Source organism: Exiguobacterium sp. s131 (assembly GCF_018617345.1).
GTDB classification, from domain to species: Bacteria; Bacillota; Bacilli; order Exiguobacteriales; family Exiguobacteriaceae; genus Exiguobacterium; species Exiguobacterium profundum.
Genome location: NZ_JACSJX010000001.1, coordinates 21,685 through 46,907 on the forward strand (window position 1 = coordinate 21,685; position 25,223 = coordinate 46,907).

34 protein-coding genes and 1 riboswitch are annotated in these 25,223 nt (G+C 47.5%); of the genes, 23 read left to right on the forward strand and 11 right to left on the reverse strand.

The features are described 5' to 3' along the window. The first annotated feature begins 108 nt into the window (after positions 1-108). On the forward strand, positions 109-585 hold the full coding sequence (locus tag KNO69_RS00150) for a GNAT family N-acetyltransferase (protein ID WP_214815217.1): 477 nt from the start codon (positions 109-111) through the stop codon (positions 583-585). Here the strand turns inward: KNO69_RS00150 and KNO69_RS00155 are convergent. The 4 genes from KNO69_RS00155 to KNO69_RS00170 form a co-directional block, all read right to left on the reverse strand. Beyond that, positions 580-843, reverse strand: coding sequence for a hypothetical protein (locus tag KNO69_RS00155; protein WP_047794733.1), 264 nt, complete (start codon positions 841-843; stop codon positions 580-582). The two genes, KNO69_RS00150 and KNO69_RS00155, sit on opposite strands and share 6 nt — an antisense overlap. Positions 844-903: 60 nt before the next feature. Further along, positions 904-1,389, reverse strand: coding sequence for an energy coupling factor transporter S component ThiW (gene thiW, locus KNO69_RS00160; protein WP_214815219.1), 486 nt, complete (start codon positions 1,387-1,389; stop codon positions 904-906). Positions 1,390-1,455: 66 nt separating this feature from the next. Continuing rightward, a riboswitch (TPP riboswitch) is annotated at positions 1,456-1,554 on the reverse strand. A gap of 45 nt (positions 1,555-1,599) precedes the next feature. Next, positions 1,600-2,340 carry a hypothetical protein gene (locus KNO69_RS00165; protein WP_214815221.1) on the reverse strand — a complete coding sequence of 247 codons (741 nt, stop codon included), beginning with the start codon at positions 2,338-2,340 and terminating at the stop codon, positions 1,600-1,602. Between the two features lie 73 nt (positions 2,341-2,413). Next, positions 2,414-3,106 (reverse strand): hypothetical protein, encoded by a 693-nt coding sequence (locus tag KNO69_RS00170; protein WP_214815223.1) that lies wholly within the window; start codon positions 3,104-3,106, stop codon positions 2,414-2,416. A gap of 94 nt (positions 3,107-3,200) precedes the next feature. On the opposite strand from KNO69_RS00170, the gene KNO69_RS00175 reads away from it, so the two are divergent. The 12 genes from KNO69_RS00175 to KNO69_RS00230 all read left to right on the forward strand — a co-directional run bounded on the left by KNO69_RS00175 (position 3,201) and on the right by KNO69_RS00230 (position 12,633). Continuing rightward, positions 3,201-4,121 (forward strand): AAA family ATPase, encoded by a 921-nt coding sequence (locus tag KNO69_RS00175; protein ID WP_214730165.1) that lies wholly within the window; start codon positions 3,201-3,203, stop codon positions 4,119-4,121. 2 nt (positions 4,122-4,123) lie between these two features. Then, positions 4,124-5,176, forward strand: a complete 1,053-nt coding sequence (locus tag KNO69_RS00180; protein WP_214815224.1) for a DUF58 domain-containing protein — start codon at positions 4,124-4,126, stop codon at positions 5,174-5,176. A 62-nt stretch (positions 5,177-5,238) separates the two neighbouring features. Next, positions 5,239-5,778 (forward strand): ribonuclease FAU-1 family protein, encoded by a 540-nt coding sequence (locus KNO69_RS00185; protein ID WP_214685214.1) that lies wholly within the window; start codon positions 5,239-5,241, stop codon positions 5,776-5,778. A gap of 49 nt (positions 5,779-5,827) precedes the next feature. Then, positions 5,828-6,958, forward strand: a complete 1,131-nt coding sequence (locus tag KNO69_RS00190; protein WP_214815226.1) for a tetratricopeptide repeat protein — start codon at positions 5,828-5,830, stop codon at positions 6,956-6,958. Positions 6,959-6,969: 11 nt separating this feature from the next. Beyond that, a complete protein-coding gene (locus KNO69_RS00195) occupies positions 6,970-7,401 on the forward strand; it encodes a GNAT family N-acetyltransferase (protein ID WP_214815228.1) in 432 nt (143 codons plus the stop codon). A gap of 131 nt (positions 7,402-7,532) precedes the next feature. Continuing rightward, a complete protein-coding gene (locus tag KNO69_RS00200) occupies positions 7,533-7,976 on the forward strand; it encodes a MarR family winged helix-turn-helix transcriptional regulator (protein WP_214815230.1) in 444 nt (147 codons plus the stop codon). 27 nt (positions 7,977-8,003) lie between these two features. Beyond that, positions 8,004-8,996 (forward strand): ring-cleaving dioxygenase, encoded by a 993-nt coding sequence (locus KNO69_RS00205; RefSeq protein ID WP_041917956.1) that lies wholly within the window; start codon positions 8,004-8,006, stop codon positions 8,994-8,996. Then, positions 8,993-9,622 carry an NADPH-dependent FMN reductase gene (locus KNO69_RS00210; RefSeq protein ID WP_031421917.1) on the forward strand — a complete coding sequence of 210 codons (630 nt, stop codon included), beginning with the start codon at positions 8,993-8,995 and terminating at the stop codon, positions 9,620-9,622. The genes KNO69_RS00205 and KNO69_RS00210 overlap by 4 nt, the downstream gene beginning before the upstream one ends. A 90-nt stretch (positions 9,623-9,712) precedes the next feature. Next, entirely contained in the window at positions 9,713-10,192 is a 480-nt protein-coding gene (locus KNO69_RS00215; RefSeq protein WP_214815232.1) for a hypothetical protein, read from the forward strand. Between the two features lie 40 nt (positions 10,193-10,232). Continuing rightward, complete coding sequence (locus KNO69_RS00220; protein ID WP_214815234.1) at positions 10,233-11,300, forward strand: saccharopine dehydrogenase family protein; 1,068 nt, start codon at positions 10,233-10,235, stop codon at positions 11,298-11,300. Beyond that, positions 11,297-11,794, forward strand: coding sequence for an NUDIX hydrolase (locus tag KNO69_RS00225; protein ID WP_214685224.1), 498 nt, complete (start codon positions 11,297-11,299; stop codon positions 11,792-11,794). Before KNO69_RS00220 ends, KNO69_RS00225 begins: the two co-directional genes overlap by 4 nt. A 44-nt stretch (positions 11,795-11,838) precedes the next feature. Beyond that, positions 11,839-12,633 (forward strand): GNAT family N-acetyltransferase, encoded by a 795-nt coding sequence (locus KNO69_RS00230; RefSeq protein WP_078147835.1) that lies wholly within the window; start codon positions 11,839-11,841, stop codon positions 12,631-12,633. A gap of 35 nt (positions 12,634-12,668) precedes the next feature. On the opposite strand, the gene KNO69_RS00235 is transcribed toward KNO69_RS00230, so the two are convergent. Next, on the reverse strand, positions 12,669-13,454 hold the full coding sequence (locus tag KNO69_RS00235) for an SDR family oxidoreductase (RefSeq protein WP_214815236.1): 786 nt from the start codon (positions 13,452-13,454) through the stop codon (positions 12,669-12,671). A 73-nt stretch (positions 13,455-13,527) separates the two neighbouring features. Further along, the gene (locus KNO69_RS00240; RefSeq protein WP_078147833.1) at positions 13,528-13,842 is read right to left on the reverse strand and encodes a hypothetical protein; all 315 of its coding nucleotides are present in this window, start codon (positions 13,840-13,842) and stop codon (positions 13,528-13,530) included. Positions 13,843-13,984: 142 nt separating this feature from the next. On the opposite strand from KNO69_RS00240, the gene KNO69_RS00245 reads away from it, so the two are divergent. The 3 genes from KNO69_RS00245 (at position 13,985) to KNO69_RS00255 (ending at position 15,948) form a co-directional block, all read left to right on the forward strand. Then, on the forward strand, positions 13,985-14,293 hold the full coding sequence (locus tag KNO69_RS00245) for a hypothetical protein (RefSeq protein ID WP_214784051.1): 309 nt from the start codon (positions 13,985-13,987) through the stop codon (positions 14,291-14,293). A 63-nt stretch (positions 14,294-14,356) separates the two neighbouring features. Then, positions 14,357-15,361, forward strand: coding sequence for a S66 family peptidase (locus KNO69_RS00250; protein WP_214815238.1), 1,005 nt, complete (start codon positions 14,357-14,359; stop codon positions 15,359-15,361). After that, positions 15,358-15,948: an NUDIX hydrolase gene (locus KNO69_RS00255; RefSeq protein WP_214815240.1), complete on the forward strand. Its 591-nt coding sequence runs from the start codon at positions 15,358-15,360 to the stop codon at positions 15,946-15,948. The genes KNO69_RS00250 and KNO69_RS00255 overlap by 4 nt, the downstream gene beginning before the upstream one ends. Here the strand turns inward: KNO69_RS00255 and KNO69_RS00260 are convergent. Further along, positions 15,937-16,401 (reverse strand): GNAT family N-acetyltransferase, encoded by a 465-nt coding sequence (locus KNO69_RS00260; protein ID WP_214815241.1) that lies wholly within the window; start codon positions 16,399-16,401, stop codon positions 15,937-15,939. The genes KNO69_RS00255 and KNO69_RS00260 overlap by 12 nt on opposite strands. Positions 16,402-16,451: 50 nt before the next feature. On the opposite strand from KNO69_RS00260, the gene KNO69_RS00265 reads away from it, so the two are divergent. After that, positions 16,452-17,240, forward strand: a complete 789-nt coding sequence (locus KNO69_RS00265; protein WP_078147829.1) for a GNAT family N-acetyltransferase — start codon at positions 16,452-16,454, stop codon at positions 17,238-17,240. A gap of 348 nt (positions 17,241-17,588) precedes the next feature. Next, the gene (locus KNO69_RS00270) at positions 17,589-18,572 is read left to right on the forward strand and encodes a M23 family metallopeptidase (RefSeq protein WP_214815244.1); all 984 of its coding nucleotides are present in this window, start codon (positions 17,589-17,591) and stop codon (positions 18,570-18,572) included. 44 nt (positions 18,573-18,616) lie between these two features. On the opposite strand, the gene KNO69_RS00275 is transcribed toward KNO69_RS00270, so the two are convergent. Continuing rightward, a complete protein-coding gene (locus KNO69_RS00275) occupies positions 18,617-19,162 on the reverse strand; it encodes a TraR/DksA C4-type zinc finger protein (RefSeq protein WP_214815246.1) in 546 nt (181 codons plus the stop codon). Between the two features lie 152 nt (positions 19,163-19,314). Between KNO69_RS00275 and KNO69_RS00280 the strand changes: the two genes are divergently transcribed. The 4 genes from KNO69_RS00280 to KNO69_RS00295 are packed head-to-tail and all read left to right on the forward strand — an operon-like array spanning position 19,315 to position 20,976. Continuing rightward, positions 19,315-19,839 carry a GrpB family protein gene (locus KNO69_RS00280; RefSeq protein WP_214685232.1) on the forward strand — a complete coding sequence of 175 codons (525 nt, stop codon included), beginning with the start codon at positions 19,315-19,317 and terminating at the stop codon, positions 19,837-19,839. Between the two features lie 57 nt (positions 19,840-19,896). Continuing rightward, positions 19,897-20,193 (forward strand): hypothetical protein, encoded by a 297-nt coding sequence (locus KNO69_RS00285; protein WP_078147826.1) that lies wholly within the window; start codon positions 19,897-19,899, stop codon positions 20,191-20,193. Between the two features lie 2 nt (positions 20,194-20,195). Beyond that, positions 20,196-20,669, forward strand: a complete 474-nt coding sequence (locus tag KNO69_RS00290) for a GNAT family N-acetyltransferase (RefSeq protein WP_214815248.1) — start codon at positions 20,196-20,198, stop codon at positions 20,667-20,669. A 4-nt stretch (positions 20,670-20,673) separates the two neighbouring features. Beyond that, a complete protein-coding gene (locus tag KNO69_RS00295; RefSeq protein WP_012727591.1) occupies positions 20,674-20,976 on the forward strand; it encodes a hypothetical protein in 303 nt (100 codons plus the stop codon). A gap of 39 nt (positions 20,977-21,015) precedes the next feature. On the opposite strand, the gene KNO69_RS00300 is transcribed toward KNO69_RS00295, so the two are convergent. The 3 genes from KNO69_RS00300 to KNO69_RS00310 form a co-directional block, all read right to left on the reverse strand. Next, complete coding sequence (locus KNO69_RS00300) at positions 21,016-21,873, reverse strand: pirin family protein (protein WP_214815250.1); 858 nt, start codon at positions 21,871-21,873, stop codon at positions 21,016-21,018. A 105-nt stretch (positions 21,874-21,978) separates the two neighbouring features. Next, the gene (locus KNO69_RS00305; protein ID WP_078147823.1) at positions 21,979-23,244 is read right to left on the reverse strand and encodes a hypothetical protein; all 1,266 of its coding nucleotides are present in this window, start codon (positions 23,242-23,244) and stop codon (positions 21,979-21,981) included. A 286-nt stretch (positions 23,245-23,530) separates the two neighbouring features. Continuing rightward, positions 23,531-24,427 (reverse strand): aldo/keto reductase, encoded by an 897-nt coding sequence (locus KNO69_RS00310; RefSeq protein WP_078147822.1) that lies wholly within the window; start codon positions 24,425-24,427, stop codon positions 23,531-23,533. 148 nt (positions 24,428-24,575) lie between these two features. Between KNO69_RS00310 and KNO69_RS00315 the strand changes: the two genes are divergently transcribed. Beyond that, entirely contained in the window at positions 24,576-25,187 is a 612-nt protein-coding gene (locus tag KNO69_RS00315) for a protein kinase family protein (protein WP_214815252.1), read from the forward strand. The last annotated feature ends 36 nt before the right edge of the window (positions 25,188-25,223 follow it).

Here is a 25,223-nt window from a genome sequence, read left to right on the forward strand (position 1 = left end):
GGTCTCGTACGTCTAGTGTAACGAATGCATGCTTTCGAAGATACGGGAGAAGAAACTTTTTACGGGAGAAATCGTATGGAAGAAAGAGAAAATCAATGAGGTGAAAGCATGAAAGGAAATGAAATCACGATTCAACCGGTTGATGCAGTCAATCGAGAGGCGGTCATCGCTCTGACAGTAGACGAGAACCAAGAACGATTCATCGAGACGAATGCCGAATCCCTTCAAGAGATGGCTGAGGATACGAAATACAATTGGCAGAGCTTTGCATTTTATGAAGGTGAGCGACCGGTTGGCTTCATGATGGTCGGGGCGGAAAACCAGACAGAACGTTATGTATGGCTCGACCGCTTCATGATTGGTCAACATGAACAGGGGAAAGGCGTTGGAACGAAGTGCCTACGCATGGCAGTGGAATTCATCCAGACACAATACGACGTGGATGACATCATCCTCAGCCTCCATCAAGAGAATGAAGCTGCGAAACGATTTTATGCGAAGAACGGCTTTTTCGACAGTGGCTTAATTGATGAATGGAACGGTGAAGCGATTTGGGTCTATCATACAAAAAACCGACCGTCATGAGTCGGTCGGATTCTCGGATGGACTTGTTTTTTGCGTGACATTCATAGCTGCCAAGAAGAAGGGGATAGCGGCAAAGAGAAACAAGGTAACGAACCAGTTTTGGAGAAATGGATCGACAAACGTCGGTTTTTCCAACCAGCTCCCGGTTGAGATTTCGGCGTACCAACGTATGTAGAGTGCGATGCGTTCGAGCGTATATAAGAGTCCGGACAAAAACAACAAAATACCACCCGCTACAAGTTGATTGAAACGAGACATAAAACCCCTCCTCTATAGATGTTGTCTATAGTTTACCATTTTCATCCAAAAAGGGAGCTTTTATTTGAGTACGTTCGGTCGCAACTGTTTGACACGCGACAAGACGAGCCAACCGAGAAGCGCACCCGTCAAACTAGAGGCAAGGAACGCCGGGACAAAGAAAAATGCACCGAACGTCGAACCCATCAACAGTTTTGCGTACGGGACGGCAATCAACGAAGCGATAACCCCAGTCCCGATGATTTCTCCGAGAGCGGCCGCATAGACGCGGTTCGTGCGAACGAAGAACATGCCGGCAAGAAACGCGCCAATCATGCCACCAGGGAATGCGAGCAGTGATCCTGTACCGGTCATGACGCGAATGAGTCCGGTGACGAAAGCGACGAGAACGGCTCCGATTGGACCGACGGTGACTGCGGCAATCACGTTCACCATATGTTGAATCGGATAAGCGCGGGCGACACCTGTAGGAATCGAGATGAACATCGAACCGACGACGGCGATGGCAACGAGCATTGCCATCCAAGTGAGTTGTTGAATACGCATGAATAGTCTCCTTTCAAAATAAAAACGCCACGTTTCCAGACGGAAAAATGGCGTGGACATACAGAGACGTATCCCAAGCCACTTCCCTACGCTGGTATGAGCCAGATCAGGTTCAAAGGGTCCGGCAAATGCCGTCTCAGCCCGAAGGCTCCCCTAGTGGTCGTTTATTGATTTGAGTATAGCATAGCTAAAATCGGAAAAGGGGCGAAATTATCCCTCATTCTTGGCTAACAGGTCCTCATAGTCCTTCTCGTTCCAAAAGAGAGGTGAGATGGATTCGGGGCCTTTTAAAATTTCTCCGTCCTGATCATATACGATGGCATACCCGCTCTCGACATCGAATACGAACAAGTCGGCAGTGACTTCGGTCACGCCGTTCCCGGCGATGATCACGTCATCGATTGGCTCCCGTGCCAGTTCGACGCCCGCTTCATCGAGTTCGACGAGGAGGGCTGACGTGTAGGCATGGCGGTCATAGACCGTTTGGAATTCATCTTGCGTGAGGACGACATCGGTAGGTGGGGCACTTGTACCAAATTTCCGATTTTCAATCTCTTCGACGTATTGAAGGAAGGATTCCTCTTGCCAGAATAGCGGAGCGACCGACTCAGAACCATTGATCACCGTTCCGTCTTGACTGTCGAAAATGGTAGCATACGTCCCGTCATCGAGCTTAAATGGGTAAATATCCGCATACGTATGCTCGAGACCGTTGCCGGCGATGATGACCCGTTCGAACGTCTCCCGAAACGGTTTGATTCCTTGTTGTTCAAGGGCAGTAAGGAGCGGTTTCGTTTGTTCGTATTGGTCATAGACGTCTTTAAAGTCCTCACGCGTCCATTCGGTGATGGGTTCATCGGGTGATTCGATTGGGATTGGATTGTCTGACACCGTATCTGTACAACCCGTGAGTAAAAGTGCACTTAATCCGAATATCGCCCATCGTTTCATGTTTCCATCCCCTTAACTGACATTTTCCACCATTTTATCATTCATGATGAAAAAGCAGAACCTGTGCACATTCTCACTCGGGGTGAGGACGTGTCGCGTAAGTATCGAGTGTTCTCTTGAAGTGAAGTGTATCTTCTTCAGAAATCGTCACACCTGAAGAGGTGCCGTAGCGAACCGCATGATAAACGGACGGGTTCATCGGTAAATCGATGCGTTGGAACCACTCTTGCAATGTCTCATGAGCACGCAATCGCTTGGCTGGTAGGAGAGATTGGTTAAATGTGATCAGCGCATCGCGAATCGGGACGTTCGTGAACGCTGTGAGCGTCGAAACGGACGAAGCGTTCTTGTTTAGTAGCGATTCGACAAGCGGGTCTATGCTTGAATCAACATGATCTCGTGCGCGCGCCAAACGTTGCTTTCGTTTTCGATAGACATAAAAACCGAGCAAACAGAATGCAATCAAAGCGACCAATAAACCGAGATTTCGTCGTGTGGACTCTCCAGAGCCCGTAAATCTCTCAAGAGGTTTTATTTTTCCTTTTCGAGGATCTAATTCATACGGATAATCTGCTTTAGATTCATCTATTAAAAGCTTACTGTCTTCATCTGATTTGAAATTCGTAGGAGGACTATTATTTTCCTCGACCGGTATCGTTTCCGGGTTATAGAGCCATTCGAATATCCCGGTCGCAACCACCATCATTGTAAAGGTGACGAGAAGTGTGGCGGCAATCATGAGAAAAAACTTGTTCGTCCAGCGCAAGAAGTTACCTCCTTTTTGAATGTTCAGACTATTTGTTGTTTATCTTACCATAAAAAGGTAAAGTTTGATTAAGACAAAAAATGGAGGTCGTCATATGGGCATGGAGCAGGTCATCAAACAGTTGAACGAAGTGTATTTAGGAAAAGAGGATGTCGTACGCCTCTGTTGTACGGCGTTACTCGCGGAAGGACATATTCTATTAGAAGATGTGCCAGGCACGGGAAAAACGTTACTTGCCAAAACAATTGCGGCTAGCTTCGACGGGGTGTTTTCCCGGATTCAATTCACGGCCGACTTGTTACCGTCTGATGTGATCGGAGCAGACTATTTCAACATGCAGACGCAGACGTTCGATCATCGCCAAGGACCAATCTTTGCGAACATCGTCTTGATTGATGAAATCAACCGAGCGGTTCCACGAACGCAGTCCGCCTTGCTTGAGGCGATGGAAGAACGACAAGTTTCCATCGGGGGAGAGACATATCCGATGCCGAAACCATTTTTCGTCATCGCGACGCAAAACCCGATTGAATCAGCGGGGACGTTCCCCTTACCGGATGCCCAACTCGATCGCTTCTTGATTTCGATTCCGGTCGGTTACCCTGATGTTGCGGAAGAGAGAGAACTCCTCTTACAAGTCATGCGCCAAACACGGAAAACCGTAGAGGCGGTTGCGACGTTAGACGAGTTACGCCGTGCTCAGGAGGAAGTGAAGCAAGTATCGATTCAAGATGATGTCCTCGATTATTTACTCGGGCTCGTTCATGCGACACGAGAACACCAATCTGTCGAGGTCGGTGTCAGTCCACGAGGAGCCATCGCGCTCATGCGAGCGTCTCAAAGTTATGCCTATCTGAACGATCGATTGTACGTCATTCCGGAAGATGTGAAAGCCGTGGCACCTTATGTATTGGCACATCGTCTGACGTTGACGCTTGAAGGAGGCATCAAATCAACGAAACAGGACATCATCCGTTACATCTTAGACACCGTTTCTGTTCCAGTCGAGGGCTGATGATGACGTTCTCGACACATAACGCCCTCCAGAAAGAGTGGATTCCGGTCTATGGATTCGCCGGGATAATTCTCGTATTCGTCCCGTATATGGAAATCGTCGGGTATGCGCTTTGTTTACTTGCAGGCATCGTCTGGTTCTTTGAGCGGACACGCAAGCAGTTAGAACGTGCTCTTCGGCTCCACGTACATACCCATGAATCCCTTCTTTTCGTTGGGGATGAAACGGAGGTACAACTGATTTTAGATGGAAGTGAAACCGTCGAACGACTTGGGCTTCCGGTTCGTATTCGGATGAAATCCAATACAGCGCTCAGCTTTCCAGACCACGACCGGTCCCCGAACAGTCTGGATTTGACGTTACGGACAGATCAGGCTCGTCACGTGCTTCGTGTGCAGGCTGAATTCCGGGGACCAGCTTATATCGAAGAGTGCGTACTTGCTGTGACGCTCCCGTTTCATCTCGGGACGTATCTTCTTGAGTGCCCGATCGAGAAACGATGGACGGTGTTGCCGTCCCTCACGTTACATCCTCCGGTCGGCACGAAACGATTGGCACTCGGTGACCGTCCTTTGACCGCATCACCTTTACGGAATCCACTTCAGGTTCTAGGTTCGAAGCCTTACGAAGGGGAACCGGTCAAAGAGATCGACTGGGTCGCGACGGCAAAACTTGGACGAGTCCAATCGAAAGTCTTTCAAAAGACGTCGCTCGACACGTTCACATTCGCAGTCGATTTGAGTGGGCCGTCCGGCTACACGTTGCATCACGACTTCGAGTCGATCATTAGCCAAGTCGCGTACGTGACGACCCGACTCTTAAAAGAGGAGTGTAAAGTCGAACTGTTCATCAACCGCTTCAATGGTGAAGGAAAGATGGAGCATATCTCCCTTCAGGAAGGGGAACGGGGGACACGTATCATCCTCATGTTGCTGGCCGACCTTCATCCTGGGAACCGCTTCATCTCGACAGACGCGTTCGTCCGAATGGTTGAACGGAAACGTTTGAAACAAAGCCATCTCGTCTGGTTCAATCAGCATAACCTGTATGACTAACAAGGAACTTTCTTTCTTCTGGCGAACTGTATCATACAGAGATGACCAAAGGGGAGATCCATATGGCAAAACGAAAGTATGCGAATCGACGAGACTGGGAACGGATTTTAAAGAACCGCTACGCGCAAATTCGTGTTCAGACGGAACAATTTTCAGGCGTCGTCGCCTTATTCCAAATCGATGAGGTTCGGGCACCATTATATAAAAAGCATAAAGGGGAAGAATTCATCGTGGCGGATGCCGGGTTTGCTTGGCTCCAATATTTCCCGGACAATGAACCGTTCGGTGTGACGGTCATGTTCAACCCTGACGGTGAAATCGTGCAATGGTATATCGACCTCGTCGACCGAATCGGCGAAGAAAATGGCATTCCGTACATGGACGACTTGTTGCTCGATATTCTCGTGTTTCCGAACGGGGATATCGTCAAAAAGGATGAGGATGAGTTCAAGGCGGCAGCTGAAAGCGGCGAATTGACGCCTGAACAGGTCGAACGTGGATGGCGTGAGTTCGAAGCGACGCTCGAACGAATCGAACGTGGAGACTTCATCTACTTTGATTTGGCGAAAGGACATTACGAACAGTTAAAACAAAAGCTATGAGCGAATTCACTCTCTCTGCTACAGTAAGAGCGTAGGAGGGGGAGTTTTTATGAAAAAAATTGAAATCGAGACGTGGGCACGACGTAAGCACTTCGAGTTTTTCAAAGCGTTTGATGCGCCACATTTCAACGTGACGGCAAACGTAGATGTCACGAACCTATATACATATGCCAAGGAGAGCAATCAATCGTTCTTCAAACTCTTTTTATACGGTGCGGTGAGAGCGGCGAACGCGACTCCGGAATTGCGCTATCGTATCCGTGGTGAAGAGGTCGTCGAACACGAGGTGGTCCACCCTTCGTTCACGGTCATGTTAGACGAGGATGTCTTCAACTTTTGTGCGGCTACGTTCTATGAAGATTTACCGACATTCTTACAGGAAGTGACGACGCGGATGGAGCGAGCTGCCGATAAAGTCGTGGTCGGGGATGACGAGCCCGACGACTTACTGTATATCACGAGTGTTCCGTGGGTCACGTTCACGAGTATCATGCACCCGACGCATCAGCAACAACATGACAGCGTGCCACGCATCGCTTGGGGCAAGTTCGAACGCCAAGGCGAGCGTCTGGTCATGCCGTTATCCGTCCAAGCCCATCATGCACTCGTCGATGGAGTGCATATCGGCAAGTATTACGAAGCGCTCCAATCATGGTTAGACGAAGATTTTGCGAAGAAGGTGACCGACGCGCCAGAAGACCATGACTTTGATCGAGCCGTCCGTCTCCGTGAGGAGGGACAACTCGAGCAGGCGAAGCAACTGTTCTTGTCGCTCTTGCGGAAAGATGAAAAGAATCCGAGGTTACATGCGTACTGCGCGTGGTGCTATGACTCGCTCGGGGAAGAACGTCAAGCGGTCCCGCATTATGAACGGGCCATCCGACTCGGGTTGACGGGGGAAGAGTTGGCGGAATCATATCTCGGACTCGGCAGTACGTATCGGGCACTCGGACGATACACAGAAGCGGAACAGTTATTTGAAGAGGCAATCGAGCAATTTCCGAATCACGGGGCGCTCAAAGTGTTTCAAGCGATGACCCATTACAACGTCGGTCGCCATGAAGAAGCGACGGGAACATTACTTGAGCTGCTCGCTAGTCCGAAAGCGGACGAGAGCATCACGCGGTACCGACGTGCCATCGCATTTTATGCAAGAAACTTAAATGAGACATATGACTAAAGGAGAATGACATGATTTCATTACGCCCGATCGATGCACAAAATTGGTATACATGCTGTCAATTGGCATTAAGTGACCAACAACAGTCGTATATGGAGCCGAATGCGATTTCGTTACTTCAAGCGATGTACGAACCGACGCTACGCCCGCGCGCAATTTATGAGGAAGAGACGATGGTCGGTTTCCTCATGTACAATACAGAGCTTGAAGAGTTGGATGCATGGTGGATTTACCGAATCATGATCGACCATGCTCATCAAGGCAAAGGGATTGGTCGACAAGCGACAGAGCTGATGCTTGAAGAAATCGGCGAGGGGAAACCGATTGTCGTTGGCTATCACCCCGAGAACGAGGCAGCGCATCACTTATATGAAAGCCTAGGATTTGTTGATGAAGGCCATCGATTCGGTCGCGAAATGGCTGTGATTCGGCGAGGAGAATGAGATGGGAACAACCCGTCTCATTTTTTTGAATCAAATCGATTGACGGAAGAATTGTCGCATGATATATTTATCTCGAATTAAAGATATTTGAATTTAAGTTAATGGCTCTCTTGGACAAAGGAGGGAGACAGATGGAACCATCTGATGCACTAAAAACAATTACTGTGCTGTTACGTGCCTCTCAGTCGTTACAAGACCTGGTGAAGCAGGAAGTGGCGTCTTACGGGTTAAACGCGACCGAGTTCGCCGTACTCGAGTTTTTATATCATAAAGGGGATCAACCGATTCAAGTCATCGGGAAGAAAATTCTCCTCTCGAGCGGAAGCATGACGTACGTCGTGGACCGGTTAGAAGAAAAAGGATATCTCATTCGTAAGGCTTGTCCGAGCGATCGTCGCATCACATACGCTGCGCTGACAGATGACGGAGAGCGTTTGATGCAAGATATTTTCCCTAAGCATACGGAGCATATGAACGCTGTGTTTGAAGGGATGCAATTAAACGAAACGATTGAACAGTTGAAACAAATAGGAAAGCGGGCAGAAGCCGCAAAAAAATTTAATCATGTATCTTGAAATCAAGATATAAAAGGAGAGAGAATGATGAATCATGTTAAAGGAATTCACCACGTCACAGCAATCACGAGTAGTGCCGAAAAAAACTACGATTTCTTCACTCACGTGTTAGGCATGCGTTTGGTGAAAAAAACGGTCAACCAGGACGACATTCAAACGTATCACTTATTCTTTGCGGACGATAAAGGAAACGCAGGGACAGATATGACCTTCTTCGACTTCCCAGGTATCCCGAAAGGTAAGCACGGAACGAATGAAATCGCGAAAACGTCGTTCCGCGTACCGACAGATGAAGCGTTGACGTATTGGGTCCGTCGCTTCGACCGTCTCGGCGTCGAGCACGAAGGGATTCAAGAACAGTTCGGGAAGAAGACGCTCTCGTTCATCGACTTTGATGAGCAGGCGTATCAACTCATCTCGGATGAGTTCAACGAAGGCATCGCGTCGGGCGAGCCGTGGAAGAACGGTCCAATCCCGCTTGAATACGCGATTACGGGACTCGGTCCAATCTTTATTCGCATCGCAGATATCACATATTTCAAACAAGTGATGGAGCAAGTGATGCTGTTTAAAGAGATCGGGCGAGAAGGTGATGTGTATCTCTTTGAAGGAGGTGAAGGTGGAAACGGAGCGCAAGTGATCGTCATTCACGACGAGACATCTCCACAAGCGCGTCAAGGGTTCGGTACCGTGCACCATGTCGCATTCCGTGTCGAAGACCGTAGCGTCCTCGATGAATGGACAGCACGTCTCCAACAGTTCGGTTTGCCGACTTCTGGCTACGTCGATCGCTTCTTCTTTGAATCATCCTATGCACGTGTCGCGCCGCAAATTTTGTTCGAATGGGCGACAGATGGACCTGGATTCATGGGAGACGAGCCGTACGAGACGGTCGGTGAGAAGTTGTCACTCCCGCCGTTCCTCGAAGCGAAACGTTCGCAAATCGAGGCGATGGTACGACCAATCGATACGGTCAGAAGCACGAAAACATTTGAGAAAGAATATGAGGGCATGAAATGAGTTTCTTAAATCGCTTGTTTGGAAAATCAGATGCATCACAACATAACCAAGGAGGAACTACTATGTTAAACATCGGAATCGTACTCGGATCAACTCGTGAAGGTCGCGTCAGTCCACAAGTCGGGGAATGGGTGAAAGAACTCGCCGACAAACGTGGCGATGCCAACTATGAAGTCATCGACATCGCAGACTACAACTTGCCACTTCTCGGCGAAGCGGGTCAGGACGCATCTGGCGTTGCAGCCTGGTCGGAGAAAATTGCGCAAATGGACGGATTCATCTTCATCGTCCAAGAATATAACCATTCCATCTCAGCATCTCTTAAAAACGCACTCGACTACTTACGCGTCGAATGGAACAACAAAGCAGCCGGAATCGTCTCTTACGGTTCTGTTGGTGGAGCACGGGCAACAGAACATTTACGGGGCATTTTGAGTGAATTGTCAATCGCTCACGTACGTGTCCATCCTGCACTCTCACTCTTCACGGACTTCGAGAACGGTACGCATTTCGCTCCGAAAGAAGTTCAAGCACAATCGGTAAACGATATGCTCGACCAACTCCTTCCATGGACGGAAGCGATGCAATCGGTCCGTACGAAAGCCGGAGAAGTTGCAAACAATTAACAAATCGCGAAGCCAGCCTGAATTTAGGCTGGTTTTTGTGCGTTTTCAGAACAGGTCGTGTAAAGTTGGAAGGGATTAGGGGGAGTGCAGATGTGGAATCGTAAAATCGTCACAGCATCCATCGCTTCGCCCGTCTATGCGATTCTGTTAGCGTGTGGGGTCACTATGATGGGTGTGCGAGAAAATGGAGGAATGAGTGGCGTACTGAATGGCTTCCTTTTGATGACGGTTGCCTATGTAGCGGTCAGTTTTCCGATTATGTTGACCTACGGTGTCGTGACCTCATGGTGCAGTGACTGGTTGGCGAATCGACTCAGTTCGAAACGATTCAGGTGGTTCACTTCGCTTGTTTTACATATACTATTCGGGCTCGTCTTGTCATGGCTCAGTCTTCTCGCAGCGACCTTGTTTTACTTGGTGGATCGTCTACTACAGCATCGGGGAGACATAACAAAACTACAAACAGTGAAAAGTCTGCTCATCCCAATCGGATATTTGCTTATTGTAACGGGAAGTGTGTATATCACAGATGTCATCCAAGATCTTTTCGTTCGATTCAACTTCTTTTAGGGAAACGAACAAGGATACATTAACATAAGGAGGGGTAAAAATGAGATGGATGATTTATGGGGCGAATGGCTATACGGGTGAGCTGATTGCACGACAAGCCGCTCGTGACGGAATGCGTCCGGTTCTTGCCGGACGAAACGCAAGAGCGATTCATCGCCTAGGAGATGAACTGGGTTGCGAAACATCGATTTTCGCATTGAGTCGTGAAGCCGCAATCGAGGCGATTCACGATGTAGATTTAGTCCTTCATTGTGCAGGTCCTTTCACGGATACGAGCCAAGTGATGATCGAGGCATGTCTAGAGACAGGTACGCATTACTTAGATATTACCGGGGAAATCGACGTGTTCGAATATGTCCATTCTAAACAGCGAGCGGCTCAAGCCAAAGAACGTGGTGTGATTTTATGCTCGGGTGTCGGATTTGATGTCATTCCGACCGACTGTGTCGCGCGGAAATTAAAAGAGTTGATACCGGATGCGACAACACTCGCTCTTGGCTTTTCGGCGGCAGCCGGCATCTCACCAGGAACCATGAAGACGGCCGTTCGTGGACTAGGGTCGAGTAGTGTGGAACGTGTGAACGGCAAATTATCATCATTTCCAATTGGGGCAAAGCGGAGAACGATTGATTTTGGTCGCGGAAGCCGTACCGCCATTGCGATTCCGTGGGGAGACGTTTCGACCGCCTACTACACGACGGACATTCCAAATATTGCGACTTGGGTTCCTGTACCGACAGCGGCCGCCTATGCTGCTCGCGCTTTGTCATGGTTCAGCCCGATTCTCGGAAAAGAGGCCGTGCAGGAACGCTTGCTCCGTTATGTCGACGAAAACGTATCGGGACCAGACGAGGCTGTACGTGAAAAATCATCGACGTACGTATGGGGCGAAGCAACGAATGAGGAAGGACGAAAAGTAGTCGTCCGTATTCAAACGGCAAGTACGTATGCCTTCACTGTTTACGGGGCGCTCGCCGTCGTCAAGCGGTTGCTCGGTTCGGGTGGGATGCTTGCCGGAAGCTTTACACCAGCCATGCTATTCGGATCTCACTTTATCGAAGAGATTCAAGGTTCCTCTTCGTTCGTGATTGATGAGATTCGTCCATGAATCGAGAAGTATGGGATTTACTCGACGAAAACCGGCAACCGCTCGGTCGAACGCACTTTCGTGGGGATGAATTAGAGCCGCATACGTTTCACACGGTCATCGAAGTGTTCACGTTCGATCCAGATGGGAGATTATTGCTGTCGAAGCGTCATCCGGATAAGACGTATCCGCTTCTGTGGGAAGGGACGGGCGGCTCGATTTTGGCTGGGGAAACGAGTCGACAAGGTGCGGTCCGTGAGCTAAGAGAAGAGTTAGGACTATATGTATTGCCTGAGCAACTCCGGTTCGTGACAACGATTGAGCGGGGCACATATTTCTTGGATATGTATTGTCTCGTGTGCGAGAAACCGATTGACCTCGAACAACTATTACTGCAAGTAGATGAAGTCGTCGATGTGACATTACAAGAGTGGGAGACGGTCCTTGAGTGTGTAGAACTCGTCCCTTCAGTCCGGGAACGGCTGATTCAATACGGTCATCTCATTCGACCGTGAACATGTGCTACACTCAACATAGAATATATAAGGGAGGGAACAGCGTGAATCGTTTAGAATTGGCAAGGCGTATCGAACGCATCAAAGCAGAGGGGACGTCTGCTTACATTCGATATCGTAAACAAACCCCTCCCTATGAAGGTGCGGAACTACACGTAGAAGGAAAAGGACACGTGTTCAAAATGGGAAATATGAGTTTTGCGGTCGGATTCGGATTGAATCGGCCGACAAGCTTTTACGACCTGCATCAAATGGAAAAATGGGTGCGTGGGAAGAACGTATCACGTTTACATATTGAAGTTTGCCCATTAGCGGAAGATTCCTTGCTCCGCTTATTGCAAGAACGTAACTACACGCTCGATCATTTTTTGGACGTATGGACGTTGGATTTGACACAGCATGCCTCCACATCTGTACCGACCCAGGTCGAAAAAGTGAAGGATGAGACACTCCATGAGTGGGCATACGCCATTGCGGCTGGATTCGCCGAGTCGGGCACAATCCTTCAAGAGACGGTTGATACAGCCAAAGGCTTTTACGCACTACCGAGTAATCATGCTTATCTCGTGCGAGAAGAGGATGCTGTCGTAGCGGGTGGGATTTTAGCCACGCAAGACGGGATTGGAGAATTGTTTCTGACGAGCACCGTTCCGACGTATCGGCAAAAAGGGTACCAGACACAACTTATTTTGGAACGAATTGCCGAAGCGAAAGCACTTGGATGCAATCTGTTGACGGTTACGACGAAAGTCGATTCGGCGTCTGGTCGCAATATGGAACGGCTTGGATTTCAGCCGTTCTATCAAAAAGCGGTCATGAAAAGTCCAATCCTTAAATGAGCAGGTCGCCTCGGGTGAGGTGACCTGCTTTTCGATTACAAGAGTGATTCAGCCCCATCGACGTATACTTCAGAGCCGGTCACGTGGCTCGACATGTTGCTCGCGAAAAATAAGACGACATCGGCGACTTGTTTCGCGGAGCCCGATTTTCCGGCAAGCGGTTGATTCCCAAGTGGATATTCGATTGGAATGACAATTTCTTCGAGCAACGCATCGTCTCGATTGGTCGAATCGTCAATATTCGTATCGATGGCCCCGGGACAGATAGAATTGACACGAATCCCGAATTGAGCGAGTTCCGCAGCAGCCATTTTCGCAAAGCCGGTTTGACCTGCTTTCGTCGTCGCGTAGCCACTGAATCCGAAATTTTTAAAATAGCGGTTCCCGTTAATCGATGAAGTGATAATGATACTCCCGCCATTCTCTTTCAAATGGGGAATAGCATGTTTGACGGTCAAAAAGGTTCCCGTGAGGTTTGTTTCCACCACGCCATTCCAATCATCCAATGATAAATGTTCAATCGGTGTGATGGTCCCGTTTCGACCGGCGTTCGCGAAGACGATATCGAGTTGACCAAATCGTTCCATTGTCCGTTCGTAGGCCTCTTTCATTGCGGATTCATCCGACACATCTGCACTGATGCCGATAGCGCGTTCTTCCCCGACAAGGCTTGCGAGACGCATCGCATCTTCTTTATTCAAATCGACAATGGCGACTTTTGCTCCGGCTTGAACGAAGCGGATGACCGCGGCACGTCCGATTCCGGAGGCTGCCCCGGTCACAAACGCTACTTTTCCAGATAGTAATTTATTTGAAATCAATCCGATCACTCCTTTTTATGATTCTGTTCTCATATTCCACAGTTCTGGAAAAGTTACGCTTCATTTCAAAAAATCATGGAGCGGTGACTTCGATGGTGCGTGCGATGTTCAAGTTCGAATCCGTCGGGATGACCTCGATTGTCACCAGTTGGCCGCTCTGTAACCCTTGTACGCTATTGACGATGCCGGTGACTTCGGTTTGATCATTGATTAAGATGACACGCAATGTGACTTCTTTAGAGGATTCGGTAGATTCAATCAATATTTGGGGGATATCGATTCGTTCAATCTGTCCTTCGACCATATTGTCATTCCACGTGCTCATCCAATAAACGGCGACTAAAAAAAGACCGAGAAAGATTAAGGCAAAGGTTAATCGTGAACGCATGCACACCTCACTCCTTTGTTGTCCCGTTTCGCATCTTGTCTAATTTACCTTTACCCGGAAATTCTCTCATTACTTGAAAAAATAGTAGGAATCACAAGAAAAATGGGGAATAGAAAGGAAAACGAAAAGGTGAGGTGTGGGCATGTGGATGATGGTTAGTGCGCTAGGATTGGTTGCTTGTGTATGGATCGCGTTCGGTTGGTTCACCATTGGTAATGCAAAGCGACGGGTATGGGGAGGTCTTTTTTCACTCAGTATGACTTGCCTGTTCGCACCGCTCTTCCTCGTGAAACTGGGAGAACAGTATGGATTTGTTGGGATTCAAGTAGGGTTGACCGCTTTATTCGGCGTACTCGCAGGTGCATTTTTCTTTGTGGCACTCGGATGGACAGGACGCCCGGCGAAAGTTCGAAAAGTGAGAACGTTATCGGAAGACCCTGATTTATTTTGAAGCATGACTTACCACTCCTACGGTATAATGCGGTCATAATGATGTTACGAGGGAGTGGGGATCATGAATAAACCGCCAAAGTTGCAAGTGGGGGATACGATAGGGATCATTACGCCTTCTTTTCCGGCACCTGTTCAGTTTGAGGGGCGTTACCAACGTGGGGTTGAACAGCTCAAGCGGATGGGATTCAAGGTGAAAGAGGGCACGTGTACATATAAAACAGAAGGATATCGATCCTCGTCCATTCGGGATCGTGCTGACGAATTGAACGCATTTTTACATGATCCTGAAGTGAAAGCGATCATCAGTACAATTGGTGGAACAAATTCGAACTCGGTGTTACCATATATCGATTATGAACAACTCCGACGTCATCCAAAAATCATCATGGGATATAGTGATGTCACGGCAATCTTGATGGCCTGTTATGCCAAAACGGACGTCGTCACATTTTACGGTCCGGCAATCGTCCCCTCATTCGGTGAATACGGAGGGATGTTCGAGACGGGGGAGCAATATGTCAAAGACATCCTCTGTTTAGAACGAACGGCTCCGTTTCAGTTACATATCCCTGATGAATGGACGGAAGAGATGCTCGATTGGTCGACGCAACAACGTGTCAAGACGTTCCAACCGAATGAAGGATGGATTTCTCTGAAGGATGGAAAGGCACAAGGAACGTTGATTGGCGGGAATCTGAACACGATGTCTGGGTTCTTCAAGTCGGATTATTATCCCGATTTGAAAGGCGCGATTCTATTCCTAGAAGACTCGTTTAAGACGATGGCTGAAGAAGAACGTTCGCTTAGTATGCTGAAGCTGGCGGGTGTGTTTGATGAGATTTCGGGTCTGATTATCGGGAAGCACGAGCATTTTCAAGATCAATCAGCTCCCTTCTCATTCAACGACTTGTTGCTTGAAATCATCGGAGAAAAAGATTTTCCGATTTTGACGAATGTCGATATCGGTCACACGTTTCCATCACACGTTTTCCCGATTGGGATTCAAGTTGAGTTAGATACGACGAATGGGATTATCCGATTTTTAGAAGATGGGGTGTCGGAATGAAGGAGCACCTCACTATTTTTGACGAGAATCACCGGAAAATAGGGGAGAAGGAGCGAGATCAAGTTCATCTTGACGGGGATTGGCATGAGACGTTCCACTGCTGGTTCTGGAAAGAAGACCTCATTTATCTTCAGCGAAGAAGCATGGAGAAACAGGATTTCCCCGGGAAATATGATATTACGGCAGCGGGACACCTCGCAACAGATGAGACAATAGCGAATGGCGTTCGTGAAATTGAAGAAGAGCTCGGACTGTCATTGACGCTCGAACAGCTCACCTTTATGGGAATCTTTGAAGACGTGATTGAACTGGACGAGTTTCTTGATCGCGAGTTTGCACATACGTATTGCTATCTCTATCATGGTGAGCCGATTCATTTTGACGACCAGGAAGTGATGGATGTCGTAGCTGTTCAAAGAAATGAACTGAGGTCGCTGACAGAAGGATGCATGTGTACGATTGAAGGATGCTCTCTTATGACAAATCATCTTGTTCAAATCACGCAAGCCGATTTAGTTGCGCATCGTCTGACTTACTGGCAAAACATATTTGAGAGTTTGACACGAATGGATGCTTTAAATCGTTAAGGAAAGAATACGCTGTTCGCCGATCGGTCCACCGATTCGACGTCCAGTATCGCTCCACCCAACGCTCATATAAAGGCAGAAGGCGGCTTCGTTTTTTAGATTGACCGACAGGACGATTTCACGAATGTGAGGTAAATGTTGCTTTACGAACTGCGGAAGTGCTTGGAGTGCCGCTTTAGCGTAGCCTTTCCCTTGGTCCTCATAGTTAATAGCAAAGGCGGAGAAGAGCAAAGCATTCGACTCGGTCGTATAGGAAATGACGCGTTCGTTGTCATGCAGTAAGAACATCCCGACTGGTTTCGATGCGACGATGACAATCGGATGAACGCCATCAGGTAATGGATCATCCATGTCTTTGGGCAGGGTCGTATACTTTTCTTGGTCCGTCGGTAGTGCGAACGTATCGAGAATCGATTGATGCGTATCATTTCGATATTCGAGCGTAATTTTCATAAGGAGTCTCCTTCGGGCTTTATTGATTTTCATTCAGAAAGGGGAATTATATGTCGACACAGTTTACATACCGTCAAAATCCACCATTACAAGATTTATATCGTGCGTTTATGAGCGGTTTTTCTGATTACATCATTCCGTTTCAATTCGATGAGCAGACTTTCGAAGATGTTTTTCTTGTTCGTGATCAAAATCAGCCGTCCCGTTCCATTGTAGCCTATGATGGTGAAGAACCTGTCGGTGTCGTGTTAACCGGGATTGCACATCTTGATTCAGGATGGCAGACACGTTGTGGTGGGCTTGCTGTCGCCCCACATGTCCGAAAAGCAGGAGTCGCGACAGAATTGATGAAACGATTTGAAGAGGCGGCAGTAGGCACTCGTTTACTCGAAGTCATTCAAGGAAATGATGCGGCAGTGTCTCTCTATGAACGACTAGGTTACGAAACGACTCGAGAAATTCTCTACTTCCAAGCGGTGTCATTAGAAACGAACGCAGACATGACGTATGAACCGATTCAAACGTTATTTGATGAGTTGTATCCGGCGGCGAGTCACGTTCCGATTTGGCAACGCGATGTGCGCGTGACCCAACAAGCTGCTGAGTTAGTGAAAGTCGTAGAAGGGAATCGAATAGGATTTTTGTTATACCGCGATCACGTCTTGCTCGATGTTTTTGGACAAGCAGAAGAAGCGGAATGGCTATTGCGGGCGGCCGCGAGCCGATCGCCACTTCATGTCACGTTGACATCAGACCGTCCTGAATGGGTCGAAGCGGCACGACGATTGGGATTTGTCCAAGACGAGATTGCTCAATTTGAAATGGTGAAGGACGCTTGATGAAGCGGTTGTTGGTCATCTGTATCATTGCGCTGATTAGTGGAAATACCGCGACCCTGATTGCGCTGACAACAAATCTTTCACCCGACCTGTCGCGAGGTATACTAGTAGTTAGTGTGAGTGTAACACTCCTTTCCATCGGTGGTATCGTCTGGGTGGGATACTATACAAAAAAACGCTAGTGAAATCCTTGTGAAGTGACACTTGAAAATATCACATCATGCTGTCATGTATGACATGAAAATGAAAAACTTCATATATTGAATTTTTTAACCCCCAGTGGTATATTCGCACATGTAGCTTTTTTGAAGCTCATGAATGTATTAATTTGGAGGGTTTATTATATATATGTGGAAACAACTCATCATGACAGCGGGTGTTGGTGTTCTCTTATTCCAAGGACAAATCGCATCTGCCGACAACATGTCCCCGCAAGACCTCGTTCAAACGGAAAAGTCATTGCAACAAACGGAGCAGCAGGTTAAAGATACGAAACAATCCATTCACGCCATTCAAACGAAGTTGAAGCAAGTCGACCATAAGGCGGAGGCATTGCGAGATAAAATTGAAGGAACTTCTAAAGAATTAGAAGAAGTGGAGGAGTCACTCATTCCGGCAGAACAGTCGCTCTTCGCAAAAGTCGTTTCTTCGGTGTTGCCGAGTGCGAAAGCGGAAGCCGCTGAAGCGGAAGAAGCACATCAAGAGCTTGTTGAAAAGAAAAACCAAGCAAATGAAGCATTGGAGCAACTGAAAGAAGAACAAGAGCAAATTGAAGCGACACGTCAAGACGTGAAAGCGTCATATGACGAAAAGTCGAAACAATATAAGAAACAAACGAATCAGTTGAGTGATTTAAAGAAACGGTATGAAGCGATGGCACCCGATCGGTTCTTAATGCCGGCGGAAGGTCGCCTCTCTCAAGGGTTCGGTTCGGCGAGTGGACAGTTCGGATACACATTCCATAACGGTCTCGATATTGCTGCCAAAACAGGTACACCTGTATACGCCGCGGAAGCTGGAAAAGTGACAAAAGTCAGCTCCAGTGGACCTTATGGAAACCACATACAAATCGAACACAACGTAGACGGTCAAAAATGGACGACCATGTATGCACACTTGCACAAAGTGGATGTCAAGACAGGTCAGTCAGTACGCCAAGGCGAACCGATCGGTCAAATCGGAAACACGGGCAACTCGTCAGGTCCGCACTTACACTTTGAGATTTATAAAGGGGACTACAATTTCTCAGCTAGTTCAGCTGGGAATGCCGTCGACCCGATGAAACTGGCGGAGCGCCTCGGTGGTGCTTCTCCGGTAAAAGCCACGTTTTAAGCAGACAGATGCCCTGAGCCTCTCGAATGAGGTCAGGGCATTTTTTACTGTTCGCGCGTCGGATCGTGGTTGCCTTCGCTGTCGGCAATCGTATCTGAGCTTCCGTAGTCTTCTACTTGGGAGAAGGCGTCTGTTTTTTGACCAGGTTGATCCGTTCCGTCTAACTCTTTGCGTCGAGCCGTCTCGTTCGGGTTCAACACGTCTTCTTCAACCGGTCGATCGACTTTATGCGCGTGTTCTTCCTCTTCTTGTGCCCGAGCGTGTTCGATGCAAAGGGTGGCTTCTGGAATGACTTCCAGACGGTCTAGTTCAATGTCTTTCCCACACACCTCACATTGTCCATACGTCCCATTCTGAATGGCTAATAGTGCCTTATCGACGTCACTCAAGAACTCTTCATCGAGCTCATTAAGGGCTTGGTCTCGTTCTCGTAAAAAGAGCTCTTCGCCCGAGTCGGCAGGGTGGTTGTCGTAATGAGAGAGCTCTCCTTCATCATATGTCTCTTCCCGATTATCCATGTATCCTTCGGTTTTTGCTTTTTCTTTCAATAATCGTTTTTTAAACGTTTCGATTTGTTCTTCAGTCAACATATCCATTCACTCTCCAGTTCTCAAGTCATTAATATAAGGTTTCCCATTTTATTTGTGTACAAACCATTTGAAGTGGAATCCCTCATGTCGAGCGATGTTTAGAAAGGGTATGATGAGAATAAAGAGTTCTTTTAAAAAAGGAGGAACGAATCATGAGAAAAGTCGAAGTAGTGAAATACAATCCAGAATGGAATCAAAAGTTTGAAGAAGAGGCTGGTAAATTGAGTCGGTTATTCGAAGAGGAGCTTGTCGCGATCCATCACATTGGAAGTACATCGGTCGAAGGATTGGCGGCAAAACCAATCATCGACATGATGCCGGTCGTACGGGACATCGAACGAGTCGATGACTACACGGAGCGGATGGAGGCACTCGGGTACCGTGGACTTGGTGAATATGGGATTCCGAAGCGTCGCTATTTCCGTAAAGGAGAAGAAGAACGGACGGTTCACGTGCATGTGTTTGAAGAAGGGAATCCGGATGTCATAAGACACCTTGCCTTCCGGGATTACTTGCGAGCTTATCCTGACGTTCGCGATGCGTATGGTGAGCTGAAGCTTCAACTTGCGGCACAGCACCCAGAAGACATGGAAGGATACATTCAAGGAAAGCATGACTGGGTCATCGAGACGGAACGGTTGGCGACGAAGTGGTATAAAGAAAATCAAGACGTGTGAAACCTTTTTATGGAAATGGTCGTATAATACATCAAACCTTGAAGGGGGAGATGTCGTGTGAAACGATTTCTCGGGAAATGTGTGGAATATGCTTTGGCCGCACTTGTTTTCGTCGGTCTGTTCTTTGTCCTCCGCGCGATTGCCGGAGACTCGGACAAAGGGTACATGTTGACATTGCTCGGTACATTTTTTCTCGTCTTACCTAGTTCGCTCTTGATTGGTTACTTTTTGGCCCGTCCGCTTCAACGTCGCCTAAATGGGAAAGGAACGGAGGCTTCGAGTGAGCATACGTTGCGCGGAACTGAAAAACCGCACGGTGTAAACGAAGATCGAAACCATTCAAACTATACCTGATGATGGAGATCACATTTATCCCTACGATTGATGCCCGTCTCATCGCACGGTTGAATCGTTCCATCCATGAGCATCACGTCCATATGAATCCGACCTTTTTTGCGGAGTATGAGGAAGAGAAGATGTACGAAGCCTTTTCGACACTGATTGGAAGACCCGGCCATCACTATATGGTGATGCAGCTTGAAGCAACTCCAATCGGTTACATATGGTTCGAAGAGAAAGTGAGTGAGGCGAACGCGTTTCGTCAAGCTGTTCGCGTGGTGTATGTTCATCACATCAGTATCGACCCCATGTATCAACGGAACGGTTACGGTCGACGTGTGATGGAATGGATGGAGCAATGGGCGCTTGACCACCAATTCAGATCGATTGAACTAGATTACTGGATGAGTAATACGGATGCCGCCTCGTTTTATGGCGAAATCGGGTTCACCCCAAAACGTCAGATTGTTATGAAAAAATTGGAGGAATAACATGATGGAATTACTCACAATTGGATTAGGAATTCTCGGAGTTCTGTCGTTAGGTTGGTTCTTTTATAGTTACTGGCTCGGATATAAGGGTGGCAATATCGTCATGACCCTCGATGAGCACTATACAAAACTAGAAGAGTACGTACCTGCTATCTTGTCGAAACTATACGAAGATGGAAAGAGCGCTCACTACCTTGGCGACCGCAAGTTTGAAGTGGAGGGCAAGCGTTACGTTCTCGTCGAACGGACTGTCCCGATCGGTCATGTTCCAACACAACAGACGGTCCTACAACCAGATCGATCATAATCAGAAAAGGGAGCTCTCTAGTCGAGAGGCTCCCTTTGTTTATTTGACGGCTGGGGGCCCGAACTCGCCGCTATGATAATCGCGGAAAGCTTGGCGGATTTCTTCTTCCGTGTTCATCACAAATGGACCATGCGCAATATAGTCTTCGCGAATCGGTTTTCCGGAATAGATGAGCACCCGTGTACGCGTCGTGGCCTTCAGTTGAAGTGTGCTCATCGCTTCAGATGTTTCATCGAACGTCAGTGTCGCCACATCAGTTTTACTGAGCGGGATTTTGGAAGACCCAACTTCAATTGAACCAGCGAGTACGTACAAAAAGCTGTTATGATTCGCAGGCAAGATGTGTTCGTATTCGCCACCTTCTTTCAGCGTTATTTCTGTCATCGTGATGGGGACGAGACTTTCCATCGGCCCTTTTACACCCGCGATTTCGCCGGAATAGACACGAAGCTGCCCGCCGTCGAAAGGAACGAGGGGTGCGTCCTCGACGTATACGTTCTGATAGGAAGTGGTTGTTGTTTTTAACGACTTCGGCAAATTCAACCAGAGCTGCAGCGTATGGATCAAATCATCGTCGACCGCTTCTTCGGCGTGTCTAGCGGCCCATCCGGCGTTCATATACTGAACATCACCGGCGTCCAAAATCGAATGTCCCCCATGATTATCAATATGTTCTAGACGACCATCGATGACATACGTGATTGTTTGAAACCCACGATGGGGATGGTCCGAAAACGTCCCACGCTTGAACCAGTCTTCTGCCATCAAAATAAATGGATCGAACTCCTCTTTTTGTTCTGGAGGTAACACCCAGCCCTGTTGCACATGGGGATACCCGTTTTGTCGATAGGAGACGCGCCAATGATGGTTCACGTCACGTATAAATGGATTTGTCACAAAGATTCACTCCTTTCTCTTCCTATCTTCCCAAAAAATATGTCTCATCGTACTATATTTGCTTCATGAATATGCAAAAAGACAGACGCATTCGCATCTGTCAGATTAAGTGTTTTGTTCAAACAGGTTATACCACTTGATGGCATCCTCACGTAGTAGCTTAAAATGGGCGCCTGTCTCTGAATTGGTCACGTACACATCTGCACCATCATAGCTAACATCAAACGTTTGGGCGCATATCCCTTGAAATAGGGTCACATAAGGTGTGGAAGCGGTCTTGCCTGCATAGGCGGTCGCGTTAGCTCGTTTGATGGCGCCAAAAATAAATTCCATTTCATCTTGACCGACATGTTGTAGGAAGGAGGCATCTTTTGATTCCGTTCCAAGGAGTGCCAAGTCATGAAAAATGACATGACGTTGACTACTTAATTTGTCGTGAATTTGTTCACTCAATTCTTTTCCATACAACAACTTGGGTTCATGATACGTCAAGGAGACGTTCTGACGATGGGCCGTTCCGTTTTTCATGAACGTAAAACTGTAGAGTGGATACTCGTGACCCGGTACAAGAACCGAAGGGAGTTGCGGAGCTGTTTTGGCTCCGAACATTTGTGAAATATGCGCTTCTTTCGGTCGCAATACTTCTTGATAGTCATTTTGATCTCGGCTCGTATAAATCGCGTATTGTAACACCTCATCAGACTTTTCTGTCCCGAGCCCGAGTGACAAATAGGGATGCCTTGTTGATTCGACAGGAATGACGAGGCGGTCTTTGGCTTCGGACGATGTAAAGGTCAGTTCAAATTCACCACTGAAAGGCATCGTGATATGGAAAAGTGTATGCTCGATCCCTTTTCTTTCTGGATAGGGCTCATTACCTATCGGCTTTTTCATCTCTTGTGCGAAATGCTCATATTCATGGGGCTCAGCAAATCGGAATTTCGGAACATCCGGATAAGGTTCGGCCGTATATTGAACATCGTTTAAACTTTCAGGAAGCGTGTTAATTTCGGTGGCATATGTGACGGAATCGAGTTGACATTGGACATATGATTTATCTTCGACAGTGAAAAAAGTTGCGGTTGGAAAAGAAGATTCGGTGGCGGCATTAGTCAACGGTTGGTTCAATGTGACCGTCCCGAGCCAATGTCTTTCACCACTTGGAATTCTTTGAATCGCGTTGTCAGGCTGACATAACTCGATAATCGCTGCACGATCCGATTCGGGCATTTCAATTTGTTGTCCGTTTGGTAACAGGGCACGTCCTTGATAATATTCAGGAGCGGGTTGGAGTCGGAGTGCGCGTTCTTCCTCGCATCCGAATAAGAAAAACAGGATGACGAGGGTACTGAAAATCAGGTACTTTTTCACATCGGTACTCTCCTTCGATGAATCACTTTCACCATTCTAGCACCAATTTTTTGTGACTTTAGTCTTAGGAAAATTAATTTGTTATTTCAAAAAAAAATCAAAAAAACCGTCCAACTTGAACTGGACGGGGTATAAAACCATTTATGACTTATTTTTACTTTTTAACTTTTTTTGTATGTCGATTTTTGACGAAAAAACGTTGATATTACGAGACATTGAAAAAAGCCGATTATTCTTCTAAATTATCACTTTATAATTCACTGGGATTTATTTGATGAAGTTTCCTTCAATCAACATCTCGACCGCGTGCCGCCTTCAAAATTTCGAACCATTCTTCACGAGTGAGGTCGATTTGAAGGGCGTCGACTCCTGTCTGAACGCGCTCGATTTTTCCGGATCCGATAATCGGCATAATGTTCGCAGGGTGTTTGACGAGCCATGCATACACAATCGAATCAATTCCGCTTGCATTGTGACGTGCACGAATTTCCTCGAGTTTTTCACGAAGGGGTGCATACTGTTCATCTTTGAAGAGTTGACCACCGGCTAGTGGACTCCAAGCCATAAGTGGCATTCGTTTTTCGTGACACAAATCGACCGATCCATCCTCAAAATGTTTCAATTGCATCGGAGAGAGTTCGAGTTGATTCGTCACAAGTTGGAATGGAAGGCGAGATTGAAGCAAGTTCTGTGTAGCCGGAACATGGTTAGATACACCGAATTCACGTACTTTACCACTATCGCGCAAGGTGATGAAGGCTTCGGCAACTTCATCCGGATTCATCAGCGGATCTGGACGGTGGATAAGTAATGTATCAATGTGGTCAATGGCCAACTCTTTTAACGAACGCTCTGCTTGCGCGATGATATGCTCTTTTGTCGTATCGTAATAATTGAGTGTTTGACCTGGGTTGAATGACCCCGTCAATTTAATTCCTGTCTTTGTGACGATCTCCATTTGATCTCGGAGTTCAGGCTTTAACTTTAAGGCTTCTCCAAATAAACCTTCACATGTGTAACCGCCATAAATGTCTGCATGGTCGAATGTCGTGATGCCAAGTTCGAGACATTGTTCGATAAACGTGAGGCGTTCCTGTGGGGTCATGTCCCAATCAGCGAGACGCCACATTCCATGGACGATGCGTGAGAATGATAATTCTTCTGTCAAAGCGATGCGTTGCATAGTAACTCCTCCTTGGTTGTCAGTCGCTCTTCATTATACGTCTTACGAGAAAAGACGTCACTTGTCACCTACTCGAGCAGTTTTGGCGTCAAATGAGCTTGTATGCGCTATGATGAGAGAGAAGAGAAATAGGAAAGAGGCGTGACAGATGAGTGACTATGAACAATATGCGGACGTCACCTTCGAGCGGGTGGGTGACTCGTTTCAGGTAGCCGCGATGCACCCAGATCTTCGATTACATGGAATTGGACGAAGTGCGGCCGTGTTTCGTTTAAAGGAGAAGAATCGTGTCATTAAAGTGTTCTTTCCAGGCTATGAACAAATCGCAACCGAAGAAGCAGCAATCTATAAAAAACTAAAGGGACTCCCTTACTTTCCGAAGTGCTATGAGTCCGGTGCGTCATATATCGTTATGGATTACATCGAAGGAAAGACGCTATTTGAGTGTCTGACGGAAGGCGTCTGGATTGACCCTTCTTACATCGAGATAGTGGATGAAGCGCTTCGACAAGCACGGTTATTAGGACTAACGCCATCGGATGTTCACTTGCGTAATATCATTTTGACACCGAACGGGCAGATTTTCTTGATTGATTTGGCACGTTTCAGACAAGGGCAACAAATCGATCATCAGTGGGAAGACTTGAAGCGGATGTATCGATTGTATCGCTATCGTTTCATGCCGAAACAATATGATGAGTCACTGCTGAATCGAATCGCTTACTTGTATCGTAAGTTCGTGAACGACCCGGATTCTTGAACCGGGTCGTTTTTCTTTCGCTTATTAGGGAACAGG

Excerpts from the sequence above, each read along its gene's own strand:
- KNO69_RS00150 (WP_214815217.1), top strand. The coding sequence starts at position 109 with ATGAAAGGAAATGAAATCACGATTCAACCGGTTGATGCAGTCAATCGA.
- KNO69_RS00245 (WP_214784051.1), top strand. The coding sequence starts at position 13,985 with ATGTGGATGATGGTTAGTGCGCTAGGATTGGTTGCTTGTGTATGGATC.
- KNO69_RS00265 (WP_078147829.1), top strand. The coding sequence starts at position 16,452 with ATGTCGACACAGTTTACATACCGTCAAAATCCACCATTACAAGATTTA.
- KNO69_RS00225 (WP_214685224.1), top strand. The coding sequence starts at position 11,297 with ATGAATCGAGAAGTATGGGATTTACTCGACGAAAACCGGCAACCGCTC.
- KNO69_RS00260 (WP_214815241.1), bottom strand. The coding sequence starts at position 16,401 with ATGAAAATTACGCTCGAATATCGAAATGATACGCATCAATCGATTCTC.
- KNO69_RS00295 (WP_012727591.1), top strand. The coding sequence starts at position 20,674 with ATGGAATTACTCACAATTGGATTAGGAATTCTCGGAGTTCTGTCGTTA.
- KNO69_RS00315 (WP_214815252.1), top strand. The coding sequence starts at position 24,576 with ATGAGTGACTATGAACAATATGCGGACGTCACCTTCGAGCGGGTGGGT.
- KNO69_RS00215 (WP_214815232.1), top strand. The coding sequence starts at position 9,713 with ATGTGGAATCGTAAAATCGTCACAGCATCCATCGCTTCGCCCGTCTAT.
- KNO69_RS00205 (WP_041917956.1), top strand. The coding sequence starts at position 8,004 with ATGAATCATGTTAAAGGAATTCACCACGTCACAGCAATCACGAGTAGT.
- KNO69_RS00195 (WP_214815228.1), top strand. The coding sequence starts at position 6,970 with ATGATTTCATTACGCCCGATCGATGCACAAAATTGGTATACATGCTGT.
- KNO69_RS00210 (WP_031421917.1), top strand. The coding sequence starts at position 8,993 with ATGAGTTTCTTAAATCGCTTGTTTGGAAAATCAGATGCATCACAACAT.
- KNO69_RS00255 (WP_214815240.1), top strand. The coding sequence starts at position 15,358 with ATGAAGGAGCACCTCACTATTTTTGACGAGAATCACCGGAAAATAGGG.
- KNO69_RS00175 (WP_214730165.1), top strand. The coding sequence starts at position 3,201 with ATGGGCATGGAGCAGGTCATCAAACAGTTGAACGAAGTGTATTTAGGA.
- KNO69_RS00165 (WP_214815221.1), bottom strand. The coding sequence starts at position 2,340 with ATGAAACGATGGGCGATATTCGGATTAAGTGCACTTTTACTCACGGGT.
- thiW (WP_214815219.1), bottom strand. The coding sequence starts at position 1,389 with ATGCGTATTCAACAACTCACTTGGATGGCAATGCTCGTTGCCATCGCC.
- KNO69_RS00155 (WP_047794733.1), bottom strand. The coding sequence starts at position 843 with ATGTCTCGTTTCAATCAACTTGTAGCGGGTGGTATTTTGTTGTTTTTG.
- KNO69_RS00275 (WP_214815246.1), bottom strand. The coding sequence starts at position 19,162 with ATGTTGACTGAAGAACAAATCGAAACGTTTAAAAAACGATTATTGAAA.
- KNO69_RS00290 (WP_214815248.1), top strand. The coding sequence starts at position 20,196 with ATGGAGATCACATTTATCCCTACGATTGATGCCCGTCTCATCGCACGG.
- KNO69_RS00220 (WP_214815234.1), top strand. The coding sequence starts at position 10,233 with ATGAGATGGATGATTTATGGGGCGAATGGCTATACGGGTGAGCTGATT.
- KNO69_RS00190 (WP_214815226.1), top strand. The coding sequence starts at position 5,828 with ATGAAAAAAATTGAAATCGAGACGTGGGCACGACGTAAGCACTTCGAG.
- KNO69_RS00280 (WP_214685232.1), top strand. The coding sequence starts at position 19,315 with ATGAGAAAAGTCGAAGTAGTGAAATACAATCCAGAATGGAATCAAAAG.
- KNO69_RS00185 (WP_214685214.1), top strand. The coding sequence starts at position 5,239 with ATGGCAAAACGAAAGTATGCGAATCGACGAGACTGGGAACGGATTTTA.
- KNO69_RS00200 (WP_214815230.1), top strand. The coding sequence starts at position 7,533 with ATGGAACCATCTGATGCACTAAAAACAATTACTGTGCTGTTACGTGCC.
- KNO69_RS00180 (WP_214815224.1), top strand. The coding sequence starts at position 4,124 with ATGACGTTCTCGACACATAACGCCCTCCAGAAAGAGTGGATTCCGGTC.
- KNO69_RS00240 (WP_078147833.1), bottom strand. The coding sequence starts at position 13,842 with ATGCGTTCACGATTAACCTTTGCCTTAATCTTTCTCGGTCTTTTTTTA.
- KNO69_RS00270 (WP_214815244.1), top strand. The coding sequence starts at position 17,589 with ATGTGGAAACAACTCATCATGACAGCGGGTGTTGGTGTTCTCTTATTC.
- KNO69_RS00250 (WP_214815238.1), top strand. The coding sequence starts at position 14,357 with ATGAATAAACCGCCAAAGTTGCAAGTGGGGGATACGATAGGGATCATT.
- KNO69_RS00310 (WP_078147822.1), bottom strand. The coding sequence starts at position 24,427 with ATGCAACGCATCGCTTTGACAGAAGAATTATCATTCTCACGCATCGTC.